The sequence below is a fragment of the Fibrivirga algicola genome (assembly GCF_011742925.1).
GTDB classification, from domain to species: domain Bacteria; phylum Bacteroidota; class Bacteroidia; order Cytophagales; family Spirosomataceae; genus Fibrella; species Fibrella algicola.
Genome location: NZ_WAEL01000010.1, coordinates 128,878 through 143,647, shown reverse-complemented (window position 1 = coordinate 143,647; position 14,770 = coordinate 128,878). Strand labels below are relative to the sequence as shown.

The 14,770-nt window shown below is 52.8% G+C and carries 17 protein-coding genes; 10 read left to right on the top strand and 7 right to left on the bottom strand.

Features of this window, described 5'->3' with window-relative positions:
- The first annotated feature begins 83 nt into the window (after window positions 1-83).
- Window positions 84-914 (top strand): formyltetrahydrofolate deformylase, encoded by an 831-nt coding sequence (purU, locus tag F7231_RS23210; RefSeq protein ID WP_166693728.1) that lies wholly within the window; start codon window positions 84-86, stop codon window positions 912-914.
- 86 nt (window positions 915-1,000) lie between these two features.
- On the top strand, window positions 1,001-1,357 hold the full coding sequence (locus F7231_RS23205; protein ID WP_166693727.1) for a YraN family protein: 357 nt from the start codon (window positions 1,001-1,003) through the stop codon (window positions 1,355-1,357).
- 123 nt (window positions 1,358-1,480) lie between these two features.
- Here the strand turns inward: F7231_RS23205 and rdgB are convergent, their stop codons facing one another.
- From rdgB to F7231_RS23185, 4 genes are all read right to left on the bottom strand, one after another.
- Window positions 1,481-2,068, bottom strand: a complete 588-nt coding sequence (gene rdgB / locus F7231_RS23200; protein ID WP_166693726.1) for an RdgB/HAM1 family non-canonical purine NTP pyrophosphatase — start codon at window positions 2,066-2,068, stop codon at window positions 1,481-1,483.
- 62 nt (window positions 2,069-2,130) lie between these two features.
- Complete coding sequence (locus F7231_RS23195) at window positions 2,131-3,105, bottom strand: FKBP-type peptidyl-prolyl cis-trans isomerase (RefSeq protein ID WP_166693725.1); 975 nt, start codon at window positions 3,103-3,105, stop codon at window positions 2,131-2,133.
- A gap of 141 nt (window positions 3,106-3,246) precedes the next feature.
- Window positions 3,247-4,188 (bottom strand): FKBP-type peptidyl-prolyl cis-trans isomerase, encoded by a 942-nt coding sequence (locus F7231_RS23190; RefSeq protein WP_085412602.1) that lies wholly within the window; start codon window positions 4,186-4,188, stop codon window positions 3,247-3,249.
- 48 nt (window positions 4,189-4,236) lie between these two features.
- Window positions 4,237-5,250, bottom strand: a complete 1,014-nt coding sequence (locus tag F7231_RS23185) for a DHH family phosphoesterase (protein WP_085412601.1) — start codon at window positions 5,248-5,250, stop codon at window positions 4,237-4,239.
- A gap of 253 nt (window positions 5,251-5,503) precedes the next feature.
- Between F7231_RS23185 and F7231_RS23180 the strand changes: the two genes are divergently transcribed.
- The gene (locus tag F7231_RS23180) at window positions 5,504-6,607 is read left to right on the top strand and encodes a vWA domain-containing protein (RefSeq protein WP_085412600.1); all 1,104 of its coding nucleotides are present in this window, start codon (window positions 5,504-5,506) and stop codon (window positions 6,605-6,607) included.
- 109 nt (window positions 6,608-6,716) lie between these two features.
- Here the strand turns inward: F7231_RS23180 and F7231_RS23175 are convergent, their stop codons facing one another.
- Both F7231_RS23175 and F7231_RS23170 read right to left on the bottom strand, forming a co-directional pair.
- Complete coding sequence (locus F7231_RS23175) at window positions 6,717-7,205, bottom strand: GNAT family N-acetyltransferase (RefSeq protein ID WP_229370277.1); 489 nt, start codon at window positions 7,203-7,205, stop codon at window positions 6,717-6,719.
- Window positions 7,206-7,239: 34 nt separating this feature from the next.
- Window positions 7,240-8,283, bottom strand: coding sequence for a quinone-dependent dihydroorotate dehydrogenase (locus tag F7231_RS23170; protein ID WP_166693811.1), 1,044 nt, complete (start codon window positions 8,281-8,283; stop codon window positions 7,240-7,242).
- Between the two features lie 110 nt (window positions 8,284-8,393).
- Between F7231_RS23170 and gcvH the strand changes: the two genes are divergently transcribed.
- The 7 genes from gcvH (at window position 8,394) to F7231_RS23135 (ending at window position 13,241) form a co-directional block, all read left to right on the top strand.
- Complete coding sequence (gene gcvH / locus F7231_RS23165; RefSeq protein ID WP_085412598.1) at window positions 8,394-8,777, top strand: glycine cleavage system protein GcvH; 384 nt, start codon at window positions 8,394-8,396, stop codon at window positions 8,775-8,777.
- Window positions 8,778-8,932: 155 nt separating this feature from the next.
- The gene (locus F7231_RS23160; protein WP_166693723.1) at window positions 8,933-10,240 is read left to right on the top strand and encodes a dihydroorotase; all 1,308 of its coding nucleotides are present in this window, start codon (window positions 8,933-8,935) and stop codon (window positions 10,238-10,240) included.
- A 29-nt stretch (window positions 10,241-10,269) separates the two neighbouring features.
- Window positions 10,270-10,818: a DUF4199 domain-containing protein gene (locus tag F7231_RS23155; RefSeq protein WP_085412596.1), complete on the top strand. Its 549-nt coding sequence runs from the start codon at window positions 10,270-10,272 to the stop codon at window positions 10,816-10,818.
- A gap of 13 nt (window positions 10,819-10,831) precedes the next feature.
- Window positions 10,832-11,353, top strand: coding sequence for a DUF4199 domain-containing protein (locus F7231_RS23150; protein ID WP_085412595.1), 522 nt, complete (start codon window positions 10,832-10,834; stop codon window positions 11,351-11,353).
- 102 nt (window positions 11,354-11,455) lie between these two features.
- On the top strand, window positions 11,456-12,178 hold the full coding sequence (gldF, locus tag F7231_RS23145) for a gliding motility-associated ABC transporter permease subunit GldF (protein WP_166693722.1): 723 nt from the start codon (window positions 11,456-11,458) through the stop codon (window positions 12,176-12,178).
- 20 nt (window positions 12,179-12,198) lie between these two features.
- The gene (locus tag F7231_RS23140) at window positions 12,199-12,567 is read left to right on the top strand and encodes a VanZ family protein (protein ID WP_166693721.1); all 369 of its coding nucleotides are present in this window, start codon (window positions 12,199-12,201) and stop codon (window positions 12,565-12,567) included.
- Window positions 12,568-12,572: 5 nt separating this feature from the next.
- Window positions 12,573-13,241 carry a hypothetical protein gene (locus tag F7231_RS23135; protein ID WP_085412592.1) on the top strand — a complete coding sequence of 223 codons (669 nt, stop codon included), beginning with the start codon at window positions 12,573-12,575 and terminating at the stop codon, window positions 13,239-13,241.
- A 117-nt stretch (window positions 13,242-13,358) separates the two neighbouring features.
- Here F7231_RS23135 and F7231_RS23130 read toward each other — a convergent pair whose 3' ends face one another.
- A complete protein-coding gene (locus F7231_RS23130) occupies window positions 13,359-14,714 on the bottom strand; it encodes a tetratricopeptide repeat protein (protein ID WP_166693720.1) in 1,356 nt (451 codons plus the stop codon).
- Window positions 14,715-14,770 lie beyond the last annotated feature (56 nt).

Sequence of the window (14,770 nt, the reverse complement as noted above, 5' to 3'; positions counted from 1 at the left end):
TAAACTGCCTAACTTACCACCGCCGACTTCCCGGTTATTTATCTGCCAATGTATCATTTTAGGCCATTTAGGCCGACCAGAGGATGACTAAACATATTTTATTAATGGACGGGCCTGATGGGCCAGGTCTTATCTACCATGTCACCAGTGTATTGTTTCGGCATGGGCTCAATATTATTCGGAATGATGAATACGTGAGTCCCGATGGCCGCTTTTTTATGCGTACCGAATTTGAAGGAACACCTGACGGTCAGATCATTCTGGACGAATTGCGTAGTGTATTACCGACCGACGTGACACTACGGCTTAACCCGAAGGCAAAGAAGAGCATCGTGGTGTTTGTCACGAAAGAGCATCACTGCCTCGGCGAACTCCTGATTCGGTACGGGTTCGATGAGCTCGACGCTGATATTCTGGCCGTGGTGAGCAATTACACCACGCTGCAGCCGCTCGTCAGCAAATTTGGGATTCCATTTCATTATATCACCCACGAGAATAAAACGCGCGAAGAGCATGAGGAAGCGGTGCTGCGTACGCTAGCTATCTACCAACCCGACTACCTGGTACTGGCCAAATACATGCGCGTGCTGACCCCCGGTTTTGTGAGCCACTACAACAACCGGATCGTGAATATTCACCATTCGTTTCTACCCGCCTTTGTGGGAGCCAGCCCCTACCGGCAGGCCTACGAGCGCGGCGTGAAAATTATTGGTGCCACGGCTCACTTTGTCAACAACGACCTTGATGAAGGGCCGATCATTGCGCAGAACACGCAGGAAGTAGATCACCGCCACACAGCCGCCGATATGAGCACAATGGGCCGTGACGTGGAGAAGATTGTGCTGTCTCAAGCCCTGAAACTCGTCTTCAACGACCGGGTCTTCATTCACCAGAATCGGACGATTATACTTTGACTAGTTTGTCGTTTGACGTTGCGCTGCAAATCAACCTCTTCGGTGATTCGCAGCGCAACGTCAAACGACAAACATGAAACACAAAAATGGCGCAGCACAACGACATGGGCAAACAGGGAGAAGCAGCCGCCATGAAGTACTTGCAGGAAAACGGCTACCGGATTTTGGAAACGAATTATCGCCACCAGCATGCCGAAATTGACCTGGTTGTGCAGAAAAATAAGATGCTTGTGTTCGTCGAGGTTAAAACCAGAACGAACCTCAGCTTTGGTGAGCCGGAAACGTTTGTCACCTTCACAAAAGCCAATCTGGTCATGCGCGCCGCCGACCAGTACATTTACGCCCGCGATTGGCACCACGATATCCGATTCGACGTGGTGGCCGTGAGTATTACCCCCAAAGGCGACGTGAAAATCAAGCATATCGAAGACGCGTTTTGCTAACTTAAAGGCGGTTGAACACAGAGCGGTCCGTCGTCAGGGCGCAGTGTATAGAGAGCTTGCCAATTGATTCTCTATGTATGCTGCGCCCTGACGACGGACCGCTCTGTATTCAGTCTCTTTTGGTTAACTTCTCAAAAACGCGACCAGCCCTTTCAGCGCTCTAGCGCGGTGGCTTATTTTGTTTTTCTCCGACAGCGGCAGTTCACCGAATGTCTGCGTATAGCCGTCGGGCAAAAACAGCGGGTCGTAGCCAAAACCACCTTCGCCGCGTGGGGCCGTTAGAATGGTGCCCGTTACGATGCCTTCGAACTGATGTTCGACTATATCGCCGCTTTCGGTGCGGTATACGAGTGTAAACACCGAGCGAAACTGGGCCCGGCGGTTGGTCTGTCCGTCCAGGTTTTTGAGTAGTAGCGCCTTGTTGCGTTCGTTGTCGCGGGGCTCGCCGGCATAATAAGCAGAGTCGACGCCGGGTTCACCATTGAGGGCCTCTACCTCCAAACCGGTATCGTCGGCAAAGCAGGCCACGTTGAAATGGTCGAACACGTACCTGGCTTTCTGGTGCGAGTTGCCGGGAATAGTGCCGGTGGTTTCGGGCAGTTCATCCGTACAACCAATTTCCTGTAAGGTGCGTAGCGGAAAAGCATCTCCCAAAGCGGCCGCAACCTCTTCTAATTTATGGGCATTATTAGTGGCAAAGCAGAGTTCCATAGCGATAAAAAAAGCCGTTGGGTACCTACCCAACGGCTTCACAAAAATAGAGTCTGACCGGCTTATTTCACCCGCAGCACATTCATTTCGAAGAGGAGCGGCGCATAGGGAGGTATAGTAGCCCGCGCACCCGCCTGACCTGCTGGCCCATAGGCTTGAGCTGACGGGATAAACAACAGGAACTTCTCACCCCGGCGCACTTTCTGGAGTGATAGCGTCCAGCCTGCGATGACAGAGGACTGGCCAACAGTAACGTCGTAAGCTGTAGTGGCGCTGGTTGGATCCGTTGCAATTGCCGAGGCTGTAGGTACGTTCGTATCGAAAACGGTTCCGTTCAACAGCTTACCCGTGTACTGAATAGACGCCGTTTCTCCTACTTTAATTAAGGCAGAGTCAGGCCGGGCTAGTGTTTTGGCAATCCAGATGCCGCCATCCAGGGTATCGGTAACCGTAATTTTATTGGCTGCAATGTACTCGTCGATCTGCTCCCGCTCTGTCCGGATCGATACCACCCGAATGTCGTACCGAATGGGCGAGTACTGCGGCAAGAGCAACGTACCCTGCCGGCCAGCATCCAGCGACGATGGTACCAGCATGGTGAGCTTTTCGCCTTCACGTGCTACCGTCAGGGCTAGAAAAATACCGTTGGTGATGGTATTGTACAGGTACGAGCCATAGGCAAGCGCGCCGGTCCGGGTAGGGTTTGTGCCAAAGGTGTACGTAGCTGGGTGGATCCCATCGGTACTATCGAGAACGGTACCGTCTAATCGGCGCGAGGTAACAAAGAACCGAATCTCATCGCCTACTTCTGCCGATTGGCTGGTTGGGGCCGACACTGTTTTTACATAGTACGTACCTGTGTTACCCAGCTGGGTGGCCTGAAGGTTATTGGCAGTAATATATTGCTGAATCTCCGCCGCGTTTTCACGCTGCTTACGGTCTGAAAGAGCTTCGCCTGTTTGCTCACACGCTACCAGCCAAAGTCCGGAAAGCAGCGCTGTTGCCAGCAGAAAATATCGTTGAAATACGCTACGCATAGTACGTTACCCGTCGGTTGTAATTCTGTAAAATAACCAGAAGCTAATAAGACCCCAAAAATGGCTGAAGCGTTTGAATAGCCTCTCAGTATAACGGCGGCGGGTGGCAAAATCTGCCACCCGCCTACCCGTTAATTTTTCTTAACGACCACCCGCCTGAGGCTGGCCCTGTGGCTGACCTGGCATCTGCGGCATTTGCTGTGGCTGCCCTTTCGTTACGTCAACCAGTTCAATATCAAAAATAAGGGGTGAGTTCGCCGGAATCGTTGGCGGTGCCCCCTGTAGACCGTAGGCCATCCCCGATGGGATGAACAGGGTGCCTTTTGTGCCTTTGGCAAACTGCATGATGCCTTCTTCCCAACCCGGAATGATCATACCGACGCCAACCTGGAACTGAACCGGCTTGCCACCGTTCTGCTGGTTTGTCAGCGAGCTATCGAACACTTTACCGTTCATCAGTTTACCGGTATACTGCACCTGTACGTTGTCGCCTTTGTTTGGCTTGGCACCAGTGCCAGCTTGGTTGATCACGTAATAAACACCGTTGGCGGTTTTCTGTGCTTTACCAGCCAGGCCGTTCTTGGCCAGGTAATCGGTCAGGATTTTATCATCGATCGATTTCTGCTTGTCACGGCTTTCGGTTTGTGCTTTCTGGAACTCCTGCTCGTTCTGTACGTTCAGCAGTTTCACGTTGAACACGATATCTGAACCCTTCGTGATGCCCGGAGGAAACGGCTGACCAGCCCGCGTGAACAGCGAATCGGCTTTCACGTAGAATGTAGCACTGTCACCTTTACCCAGCATAGCTAGACCTTCTTCAAAGGAACCTTTAAATGGTGGAACCTGCAGCATCAGTTGCAGCGGCGTACCTTCTTTGTGCGTATCCCGAATAACCGAGTCTTTCGCATTTTTCAGGGCCAGGTGGAGCGTCAGGATATCGCCAACTTTTGATTTGCGGGCTCCTTCTACCTGATCGTGCATTTGGTATTTCAGACCAGTCTCGGTAGTCTGCACACGGTCTTTGCCGCAAGCCATCATCACGGCTGCCAGCAAGGTTGCTTTGGTAAGCGTCTTAATTTGCATGGTTACACTATATTCAGTTGAATGAGTTGATTGAGCCATCGAAGCGCGTTAGACAGCCATTAGTTTTTCTTGGTAATCGGGTAAAATAGCCAGTAGCTTTTGCTCTGTTTCGGCCAGCGACAACTTCATACGCCCACCAGCAGCATTCTTATGTCCGCCGCCGTTGAAATGCGTACTCACCAGATCGCGCACTGAAAAGTTGCCCACCGACCGGAATGACAGCCGAATTTCGTCGACTCTGTCAATAAGAATAGCCGCCGCCGTTACTCCCTCCACCGAGAGTGCGTAGTTGACCAATCCTTCGGTGTCGCCCGTTTTCGAGCGATACCTCCGCAGTTCGTCGGCCGTCAGCGTAATGTAAGCGAAGTTGTAGTCGGGCAGTACCCGTAATTTTTCGTTCAGCACGTACCCAAGCAGCCGAAGCTTATCGATCGATACCCCGTCAAAAATACGGCGGTGAATGCTGCTTACGTCGATACCCCGTGCCAGCAATTGCGCCGCAATCTCGTGTACTTCAGAAGTGGTACTTGGGTGGCGGAACGAACCGGTATCGGTCATCAGCCCAGCGTACAGGCAGGCGGCTACATCGGCATTGATGAGCTCACCCTCACCCAGTTGATCGATCAGTTTAAAGATGAGCTGAGTCGTCGAAGCGGCCTTGGGGTCCCAGTAAGCCAAAGTGGCAAATGATTCCGGTTCCAGATGATGGTCGATCATCACCTTGGTAGCCGTAGCCGTGCGCACCATCGGGCCGAGGTCTTTAATGCGATCAAGGCCCGAAAAGTCGAGGCAAAAAATAGTGTCGGCATCAGCCATCAGCCCTTCAACGAGCGTCCGGTTTTTGCCGTCGTAGGCAATTACCGAATCGTTGCCGGGCATCCAGGTCAGGTTGTGCGGATAATCGGTCGGTGTCACTACCGTCACCGCGTGGCCTTTCTGCCTTAAATAGCCAGCCAGCCCCAGCGACGATCCCATAGCATCGGCATCCGGGTTTTGGTGGGTGGTAATCAGAATACGATGGGGGTGCCGTAGCAAATCGCCAATGGCCTCAATATCATGCATATTGTCTAACGGAGCAAAGCGCCGTTAACTGGAAAAACAGAGCTACCCCCTGTTCACGGATCGAAAAACGAATGGCGAAATTACGAATAATTTGCCAAATAGGGCGCAGGCGAACAAATTCAGACGGGGGGGCGTTTTCGAGTTACTGTTTGATGTTTGTCGTTTGTGGTTTGGCGTTGCGTTGCAAAGGCACGTAGCTCAGCTAAAGCAGCGCAACGTTAAATGGCAAACGATAAACATCAAACGCTACTTCATGAAAGGCTTTAATTTCTCTGAATTTGTGCCACCTGAGCAGAATGGGGGTAGCAAATTCGATCAATTGCTCAATATCTTTCAGCAATTACTGCTCATCACGTCGGGTGATGTTGAGCAGGCAATGGCCTGGATGAACCAGCTCGATCGGCAATACAACCTCACCGACGACAAGTACGGCATGGGTAATTTCTTCGACGAATTGAAGGAGAAAGGGTACCTAACCGAAGAAAATCAGGAAGGAAAAATTTCGATCACGCCCAAAACCGAGCAGACAATCCGCCGGTCGGCCCTCGACGAGATTTTTGGTAAACTGAAACGGTCGAAGTCGGGCGGCAATCACAAAACGCCTTTCACCGGCTCGGGCGACGAACTCAGTAGCGACCTGCGTACCTACCAGTTTGGCGACACGCTGGAGCAGATCTCGATGACCGAATCGATCAAGAACGCGCAGATAAACAGCGGCGTGGAGGAGTTCACGTTGATGGAGCGCGATCTGGAAGTCACCGAGAAAGAACAGAAAACGCAGACCAGCACGGTCCTGATGATCGACATCAGCCACTCGATGATTCTGTATGGCGAAGACCGAATCACCCCCGCCAAGAAAGTAGCCCTGGCGCTGGTGGAGTTGATCAAGCAGAAGTACCCGAAAGACACGCTCGATATTGTGGTATTCGGTAATGACGCCTGGCAAATTCAGGCCAAAGACCTGCCGTACCTGGAAGTGGGTCCTTACCACACCAACACCGTGGCCGGACTGGAACTGGCAATGGATCTGCTTCGCCGCCGAAAAAATAAGAACAAGCAGATTTTCATGATCACCGATGGCAAACCAACCTGTTTGAAGGAAGGTATCCGGTACTATAAGAATTCGTTTGGCCTCGACCGAAAAGTGGTCAGCAAGACCCTGACGCTCGCTGCTCAATGCCGCCGCCTCGACATTCCGGTAACGACATTCATGATTGCCACGGATACGTACCTGAAGCAATTCGTGCAGGAGTTCACCAAAGTGAACAACGGACGTGCCTATTACAGCGGTCTGCAGGGTCTCGGCAACATGATGTTCGAAGACTTCCAGCGGAATCGCCGGAAGAATATTAAGTAGACTACCAGTTAGAACATAGGTGTCAAGAAAATAAGACAGGCGCTGCTCACCAACCAGACGGTAAATGAGCAGCGCCTGTCTTATTTTCTTGACACCTACGTTTAAAGTCTTAACTCAACCACTGGTACATCACGTAGGTATCGACCAAACCGAGCGTTTGATGCTGATACGCCTTCGGCACGGTGCCAATAATGGTAAAACCCAGACGCTCCCACAATTTTACGGCAACTATATTGGTCGACACTACAGCGTTAAACTGCATGGCATAGAAGCCAAGTCGACGAGCTTCTTCCAGCGAAAAGCGACACATTTCCTGCGCAATGCCACTTCCCCGATAATCAGGGTGCACCATATAGCCGGCGTTCGCCACGTGGGCACCAAGTCCCGGCTGATTAGCAACCAGATAGAACGTACCCACAAGCTGGCCCTCTAGTTCGGCCACGTATGTGAACTTACCCGGCATAAACCATATCGCCAGCATTTCCTCCCGTGTAGCGTTAGGCGCATACATATACGTATTCCCCGACCGAATGACCGGTTCGAGTATAGACCAGATCGCGTCATGATCGGTAATGGCAGCGAGGCGAATGGTGGGCATGTGAGCCGCAGCGACAGAACGTATCGACATTACGCTACTTCACCAGCCCCTTACAGATCTTGCTGGCCAAGGCGGGGCCTTCATAAATAAAGCCCGTGTAGACCTGAACAAGGCTGGCCCCGGCATCAAGTTTTTCCTGCGCGTCGGCGGCGGTTTGTATCCCCCCTACCCCAATAATCGGAAACGACCCGTTCGACTTGGTGTGCAGGTACCGGATCACTTCCGTAGAACGTACCCGCACCGGCCGGCCACTCACCCCCCCGGCACCCATGGCTGTCACGGTGGCTTCCGGCGTGGCCAATCCCTCGCGGCTAATGGTTGTGTTGGTGGCGATCACCCCCGCAATACCCGTCTCCTGCACAATCTCGATGATATCGTCAAGCTGACTATCGGTAAGGTCCGGGGCGATTTTCAGCAGAATAGGCTTTGGCTTATTTTTCAGCATATTCTCGCCCTGCAACCGACCCAGGATGGCCGTCAGCGGGCCTTTTTCCTGCAAATCGCGTAGCCCGGGCGTGTTGGGCGACGATACATTGACCACGAAATAATCGACGTCGTTGAACAGATCGCGGAAACACAGCAGGTAATCGTCGATGGCTGACTCGTTGGCCGTGATTTTATTTTTGCCAATGTTGCCGCCAATCAGAATACGCGACGTACCTGCGTTGTCCCGGTAATGACCGAGACGGCCCGCCGCTGGTCCGGATCCTTTGTTGTTGAAGCCCATCCGATTGATCAGCCCCCCGTCGGCTTTGAGCCTGAACAGGCGGGGTTTATCGTTACCGGGCTGCGGGCGGGGCGTCACCGTACCAATTTCGATGAAGCCAAACCCAAGGCTGCTGAGTTCGGCAATCCACTCGCCATTCTTATCGAAACCCGCCGCCAGCCCAACCGGGTTAGGGAAGTGCAGCCCGAAAACAGTACGCTCAAGGCTGGGGTGTTTATAGGTGTATAGCCAGCGAAGCAACCCGGGTACTCCCGGAATTCGATGGGCGAACTGCAACACCGACATGGCAAAATAGTGAACAGATTCGGCGTTGAACCGGAACAGAACAGGCAGCAGAATACGGGTATACATGGCCACAAAGGTACGCGATTCAGGGTTGTGCGTCACAGTTTGGTTGCCACAGTCGATTTGCAATTGCGGGCCGGTGTGCCGTATTTTGCGCATCTTAAATACAGACACTAATGACGTTCCCCGACGAACTCCAGTACACCCCTGACCACGAGTGGATTCGCATCGAAGCCGATGGTACGGCTGTTGTAGGTATCACCGATTTTGCCCAGCACGAACTCGGCGACATCGTATACGTGGATATCAACACGCTGGGCCAAACCCTGGCTAAAGGCGAAATATTTGGATCGGTAGAAGCCGTTAAAACAGTATCGGACCTGTTTCTTCCCATTGCCGGCGAAATACTGGAGATGAACGACGAGGCTGAAAAGAGCCCCGAGCTTGTCAACACCGACCCTTATGGACGGGGTTGGATCGTTCGTGTGAAACTCACCGAAGGCACCGAGGCCGATGATCTGCTATCGGCTACTGCCTACCGGGAATTGATTGGACAATAAATAACCAGTTTGTGGTTTATGGTTTGAGGTTTGTCGTTGCGCTGCCAGTTAACGATTGGTTGGGTGAGCAGCGCAACGACAAACCTCAAACCATAAACTACAAACCCCTTTAAGGCTCCAGCAAACAGTTCGTTTTTGGAGCCTTTTTTATGCCTATGCATCTCCTGATCCGTTCGGCCCGCGTGGTCGATACAACATCTGCCAAGCATGATCAGGTTGTTGATCTGCTGATCGAAAACGGACTCATTCGCGAGATGGGTACCGATCTGACGGTCCCTGATGGCGCTCAGATCATCGACGTACCTAATCTGCACGTGTCAGCGGGATGGGTCGATGGGCGGGCCGCGGCGAATGATCCCGGTCATGAGCATCGCGAAACGCTGACCGACCTGGCCAGCGCCGCCGCCGCCGGCGGATTCACCGATGTGGCCCTGCTACCAAACACAAGCCCCGTCATCGACGCTAAAGACACGCTTGGGTACGTTCGCCGGATGGCCGAAGGGCAGCCCGCCCGCCTTCATCCGATGGCGGCGATCACCAAGGGAGCTAAAGGCGTTGACTTTACCGACATGATCGACCTGCATCGGGCAGGTGCAGTGGCCTTTACAGATGGCGATCATCCGCTGCAAAACCCGGATTTGCTGCTTAAAACGTTGCAATATCTCCGGCCCATGAACGGGTTGCTGGTAAACCGGGCCGAAGAGGAATTGATCACTCAGTTTGGGCAAATGCACGAAGGCGTTCAGAGCACCTTGCTCGGCCTGAAGGGACTTCCCGCTATGGCCGAGGTCATGATGATCGAGCGCGATCTGCGGCTGCTGGCCTACGTACTGGAAGGCCAATCGACCGCAGATGCGGCCAGTACGGCGCCTGTATTACATTTCGCCTGTCTGTCGTCGGCCGAATCGGTTGATCTGGTTCGACAAGCTAAAGCACGGGGACTACCCGTAAGCTGCGATGTAGCCGCCCATCAGCTGGTCTTTACGGATGCCGACCTGGCGGGCTTCGACACGTACCTGAAAGTAAATCCGCCGTTCCGATCGCAAGCCGATGTAGATGCGCTCTGGACCGGGCTGGCCGACGGCACTATCGACATGCTCGTATCAGACCACCACCCGCACGATGAGGAAAGCAAAAACCTGGAGTTCGATGTGGCCGAATTCGGCATCAGCAGCATTGAAACCGTGTTTTCGGCTGTTCTGACCAGCAACAACGATCGGTTACCACTAACTACGCTGATTGATCGCCTCACCTTCGGCCCTCGCCGGGTTTTACGGCTGCCGCCCGTATCGGTTGCCGAAGGAAACCCCGCCATCCTCACCCTCTTCGATACAACCGCCAACTGGCCAGTTGAGCGATTGGTTACGCCCGCTAAAAATTCGCCTTTTCTAGGAAAGACACTGACCGGAAAAGTGCTGGGCACTGTTCTGTTAATGGGAGCGACACTCCGATTACCTTCGTAAAAAAAACGGAGTAACACGTTCGTTAACACATGACTTACTTTAACCACCCTCTCTTAAAAATCCCCCTGCTGTTTGGGCTCGCCGCCGGACTGGCGGTCTTTCTCTTTTTCCTGGGCATGCACGCGCTGGGTATCTCGGCGCTGTACGTCAACGAGAAATATCCGTTCGACTTCGGTATTCACTTAATCCTGATGATCGCGGCCGTTTGGTACTACCGCCGGAAGGTAGGCAAGGGGCTGCTACATATGTGGGAAGGGCTTACTATCTGCTACATCGTTAACACGGTGGCAGCGCTCCTGGCGGGCTGGCTCATTTATGGATTCGTTACGCTCATTGATCCCACCGAGTTTACCCGTTACCTTGGCGATCTGCAACGGTTTCAGCTTAGCGACAAAGCCAATTACGTGAAAACATTTGGCGAGGAAGCATTCAAGGCGCAACTGGCCCAAACGGCCAAAACAACCCCCGACGTGCTGCCCTTAAGCATGCTGGGTAAGAAAACGCTGCTGGGCATCATCCCTATCCTAATTATCTCCCTGCTGTTCCGCAAGCAGGACTACAGTGTCATGAACCCTTAATTGACTCTACACCATGCATGAAAAACCATCTACTGCCAGACTTGCGCTGAAGTGGGGCTTGATCACCGGCGTTGCCCTTATCATTTATTCGACGCTGTTGTTCACCCTTGGCCAGACAGCCAACAGCGGCCTCACCATGCTCATTTACCTGATTATGGCCGGTGGGCTGTTCATGGGTATCCGCGAATACCGCATTCTGAACGGCGGCTACCTATCAATCGGTGAAGGTATGGGGACAGGTACGTTGCAGTCCGCAGTTTCAGGAATCATCTCGGCGACCTATAGCCTCCTGTATACCACATTCATCGACCCCAGCGTTACTGAACAGATACAGAATCAGATGCGCGCCCAGATGGAAGATCAGGGCAAACTGACCGATGAGCAGATTGACCAGGCGATGGAAGTAATGCAGAAATTTCAATCACCCGGGCTACAGTTTATGGCGGGTGTGCTGGGGGCAATCTTTATCGGGGCCATCCTGTCGCTGCTAATTTCGGCCATTATGCGCCGTAAAAACAACAATCCGTTTGGCTAGACTAGCCCGGCCAATTTGGTATCCCGATCAGTTCACTAGTGCACAGCCGCGGCAGACCGCCACACATTCGTCTATCGTCATTCGTACCTCGTAACTCTCACCGTGCTGGCTATTTTTCGCAAAGAACTCAATCAGTTTTTCTCGTCGCCCATCGCCTATATTATCATGGGTGTGTTTCTGGCCGTAATCGGACTCCTGTTGTGGGTCTTCCCGGCCACTAACCTGCTCGATTATGGCTATGCCGATATGGGACAGTTTTTCTCGCTGACTCCCTATGTGTTGCTGTTTCTGGCCCCGGCCATTACCATGCGCGCCATTGCCGACGAATTTCGCGCCGGCACGCTGGAATGGCTGCTAACCAAGCCAGTAAGCCGGTGGGGCGTAGTACTCGGTAAGTTCAGCGCCTGCTGGTTGCTGGTAACACTCACCTTATTGCCCACCCTGATCTATTACATCAGCCTGTATAAGCTTGGCAATCCGCCGGGCAACATCGACTCGGCCATGGTAGCGGGTTCGTATGTTGGGTTGCTATTACTAGCGGGGGTATTTGTGGCGGTTGGGCTGTGGGCCTCATCGCTCAACGACAATCAGGTAGTGGCGTTTGTAGTAGGTACGCTTGCCTGCCTGCTGCTCTACGCAGGCCTAAGCACCCTAAGCGGCCTGCTAGGTACGTCCGACGCTGCCTACTGGCTCGATTACCTCAGCCTCGACCAGCAGTACAGCGATCTGGGACGCGGCCTGCTCGATTCGCGCAATGTAATCTACCTGCTCAGCCTGACTACCCTCTTTTTGTACCTGACCACGCTGCGTTTAGCCCGACGATAGCCCGCTCAGACAGCGCTCGTATGATCCGTTACTTATTTAATCCCCTCCTGCTTCGACTGGCTGCTATTGGCTGGAGCATCACCATTAGTATCGGCTGTTTCTGGCCCAGCAGCCAGCTGCCCGACCTGAGTCACAACCGTGATAAATACCTTCATGCCGTCATCTTTCTCCTATTCACCTTACTGTGGCGACTGGCGGGCTGGTCGGCAGGACGAACGCTACTGGTGGGACTGGCCTACGCAGGAGCCATTGAATTAATTCAGGCACTGATCCCGGCCATTCACCGGTCGGGCGACTGGCTCGACTTTTGGGTCGATGGGCTGGGCGTGCTTATCGGTCTGTTACTATCGAACCCCCTGCTTCGACTAGCCAGACTACAGGAATCATAAACTACATGGAAACAACAACGTACCTGCAAATCGATCCGGGTGATCTGGATGATGTGCTGACGAAAATAGAGCAGTCGTACTCGATCACCTTTGGCACTAATGACCTTCGGCAGGTTGAAACGTTTGGCCAGCTTTGCGAGGCCATCACCGAGAAAATTCAACTGGCCGAAGTAGGTGATTGCACATCGCAGCAGGCATTCTACAAGCTTCGGCAACACATGGTCGACGCGCTTCATCTAGATCGGCAGACCATCCGCCCCACGACCGAACTGGCAGTTCTGTTTCCGAAAAAAACACGAAGAGCCAATATACGAAAGTTGGAGAAAGCCCTTGGTTTCAATATCAATGTGTTATCTGCCAGTCTCTATATCGTTGTTCCAGCACTCATACTGCTGGTAATTTCAGGCCTCACGCTCATTGGCAGTGTCCTGTACGGATCAGTTGGGCTGACCATTGCACTAACCACCCTGATTGTTACTCAGAAACTAGGTAATCAGTTTACCCAGCAAACCGTTGGCGAACTGGCCGAGAAGCTGGCCCGCGAGCAGTATACAAAAATTAGGCGTGATTCATGCACCGTTAATAAACGGGAGGTCACCGATCAGATCAAGCAGGTTTTTTGCACTGATCTGGGCATTTCACCCAACCAGCTCCACCCCGACTCACTGTTTTAGTCAGGCCTTTCCTGGAAAGTGAATCAGCCAACCTGCCGAAAAACAACGTACCCACTATGCAGAACGCCCTTCCTCAACTAATCGAGGAAGGGCGTTCTGTTATGCGACAGAGCTAACTTACTGACGGGCAACCTTATTGCACCGTTCGGTAATCAGCTTGTAAGATTGTGTATATCCGAGTTCGCCGGAACGGCTCAGGTCAGCACAGCCAGCTACTTCATCACCCCCATCGTAGCGGATAATACCGCGCAGGTAGTAGGCTTCGGCATGCCGGGGATTTAGTTTAACCGTGCTGTTGCAATCGATAATGGCGCCCTTCTGATCGCCCAGCGAGGAACGAATGATGCCGCGGATGAAGTACGTTTCTGAGTTGATTGGGTTCAGTTCAACAGCCCGGTTCAGATCGAGCAAGGCAGTTTTACCTTCACCAGTCGAGTTTTTCAGGATACCCCGAACCATGTAGGCATCGGCACGATCGTCGCTCAACTCGGCTACTTTGTACCGCTCCTGCACCACTGTTGCCAGCAGTGGCAGCAGATTCTGGGTGATAAATTCGCTGTAATACGTTTTGGTTTGCAAACTGCGATTATCCATCTCGATAGCCTTATCCAGGTCGTTCAACGCCAGTTTGGTATTGCTCGACCGACTCCGGCAAAAACCCCGGCTGAAAAATGCCCGGTAATGGTTGGGGTTCAGTTCGAGCGTTTTGTTGTAGTCGGCGATGGCGTTGTCGTATTCGCCTAACCGGGTTTTCACAAGGCCGCGCTTATAAAACAGGTCGGCATCTTTGGGGCTTAGTTCAATCGCCCTTGAGAAATCGGCCAGCGACCCTTTGTAATCTTCCAGTTTGAAACGGGCATAGCCCCGCCCCGCCAGTGTGTTAACTTTGTTAGGGGCTTTTTCGAGGGCAAGCCCCAGATCGGCAAGGGCTCCCTTATAGTCGGTCAGGCTGTTTTTGCAGTTCCCCCGTGCCGTCAGAATATTCGCGTCGTTTGGCGACAATTGGGCGGCTTTGTTGAAATCAGTTAGCGCGCTGGCCAGGTAGTTCATCTGGGTGCGGCAGAGACCCCGATTATAGTAGAGGTACGCATCGTTGGGGCTCAACTCGACCGACCGGTTAAAATCCTGCATGGCTCCGCGGTAATCTTCCAGCTTCGACCGGCTGATGCCCCGATACAGGTAAGCGTTGGCGTCCTGAGGGTTGAACTCGATTGCCAGATCCAGGTCTGAAATTGCACCCTGTATATCATTCAAGCTACTCTTGGCCAATGCCCGGTTGTAATAACTGGGGGCATTTTCCGGATTCATGATAATGGCCGTCGTAAACGCCTGCAACGCACCGGTAAAATCCTTGGCGTTACTTTTCTGAATGCCCTCATTGAAGAAGTCGACGGCGGTTTGTTGCCCAACGGCAACTGATATCAGCAACGCGTTTAGCGCTACTGAGCAGCATAGCAAATAGATTTTTTTCATTGAAGCTGTGGGTAAATGCCTAACAAAATTGTTAGGACTCCAAATCTATGTGCCCG

Bases quoted from the DNA above. Each gene is read 5' to 3' on its own strand.
- F7231_RS23130 (WP_166693720.1), bottom strand. From the start codon at position 14,714: ATGAAAAAAATCTATTTGCTATGCTGCTCAGTAGCGCTAAACGCGTTG.
- F7231_RS23135 (WP_085412592.1), top strand. From the start codon at position 12,573: ATGGAAACAACAACGTACCTGCAAATCGATCCGGGTGATCTGGATGAT.
- gcvH (WP_085412598.1), top strand. From the start codon at position 8,394: ATGACGTTCCCCGACGAACTCCAGTACACCCCTGACCACGAGTGGATT.
- F7231_RS23150 (WP_085412595.1), top strand. From the start codon at position 10,832: ATGCATGAAAAACCATCTACTGCCAGACTTGCGCTGAAGTGGGGCTTG.
- rdgB (WP_166693726.1), bottom strand. From the start codon at position 2,068: ATGGAACTCTGCTTTGCCACTAATAATGCCCATAAATTAGAAGAGGTT.
- F7231_RS23140 (WP_166693721.1), top strand. From the start codon at position 12,199: ATGATCCGTTACTTATTTAATCCCCTCCTGCTTCGACTGGCTGCTATT.
- F7231_RS23175 (WP_229370277.1), bottom strand. From the start codon at position 7,205: ATGCCCACCATTCGCCTCGCTGCCATTACCGATCATGACGCGATCTGG.
- F7231_RS23155 (WP_085412596.1), top strand. From the start codon at position 10,270: ATGACTTACTTTAACCACCCTCTCTTAAAAATCCCCCTGCTGTTTGGG.
- F7231_RS23195 (WP_166693725.1), bottom strand. From the start codon at position 3,105: ATGCGTAGCGTATTTCAACGATATTTTCTGCTGGCAACAGCGCTGCTT.
- F7231_RS23190 (WP_085412602.1), bottom strand. From the start codon at position 4,188: ATGCAAATTAAGACGCTTACCAAAGCAACCTTGCTGGCAGCCGTGATG.
- F7231_RS23180 (WP_085412600.1), top strand. From the start codon at position 5,504: ATGAAAGGCTTTAATTTCTCTGAATTTGTGCCACCTGAGCAGAATGGG.
- F7231_RS23170 (WP_166693811.1), bottom strand. From the start codon at position 8,283: ATGTATACCCGTATTCTGCTGCCTGTTCTGTTCCGGTTCAACGCCGAA.
- F7231_RS23205 (WP_166693727.1), top strand. From the start codon at position 1,001: ATGGCGCAGCACAACGACATGGGCAAACAGGGAGAAGCAGCCGCCATG.
- F7231_RS23185 (WP_085412601.1), bottom strand. From the start codon at position 5,250: ATGCATGATATTGAGGCCATTGGCGATTTGCTACGGCACCCCCATCGT.
- F7231_RS23160 (WP_166693723.1), top strand. From the start codon at position 8,933: ATGCATCTCCTGATCCGTTCGGCCCGCGTGGTCGATACAACATCTGCC.
- purU (WP_166693728.1), top strand. From the start codon at position 84: ATGACTAAACATATTTTATTAATGGACGGGCCTGATGGGCCAGGTCTT.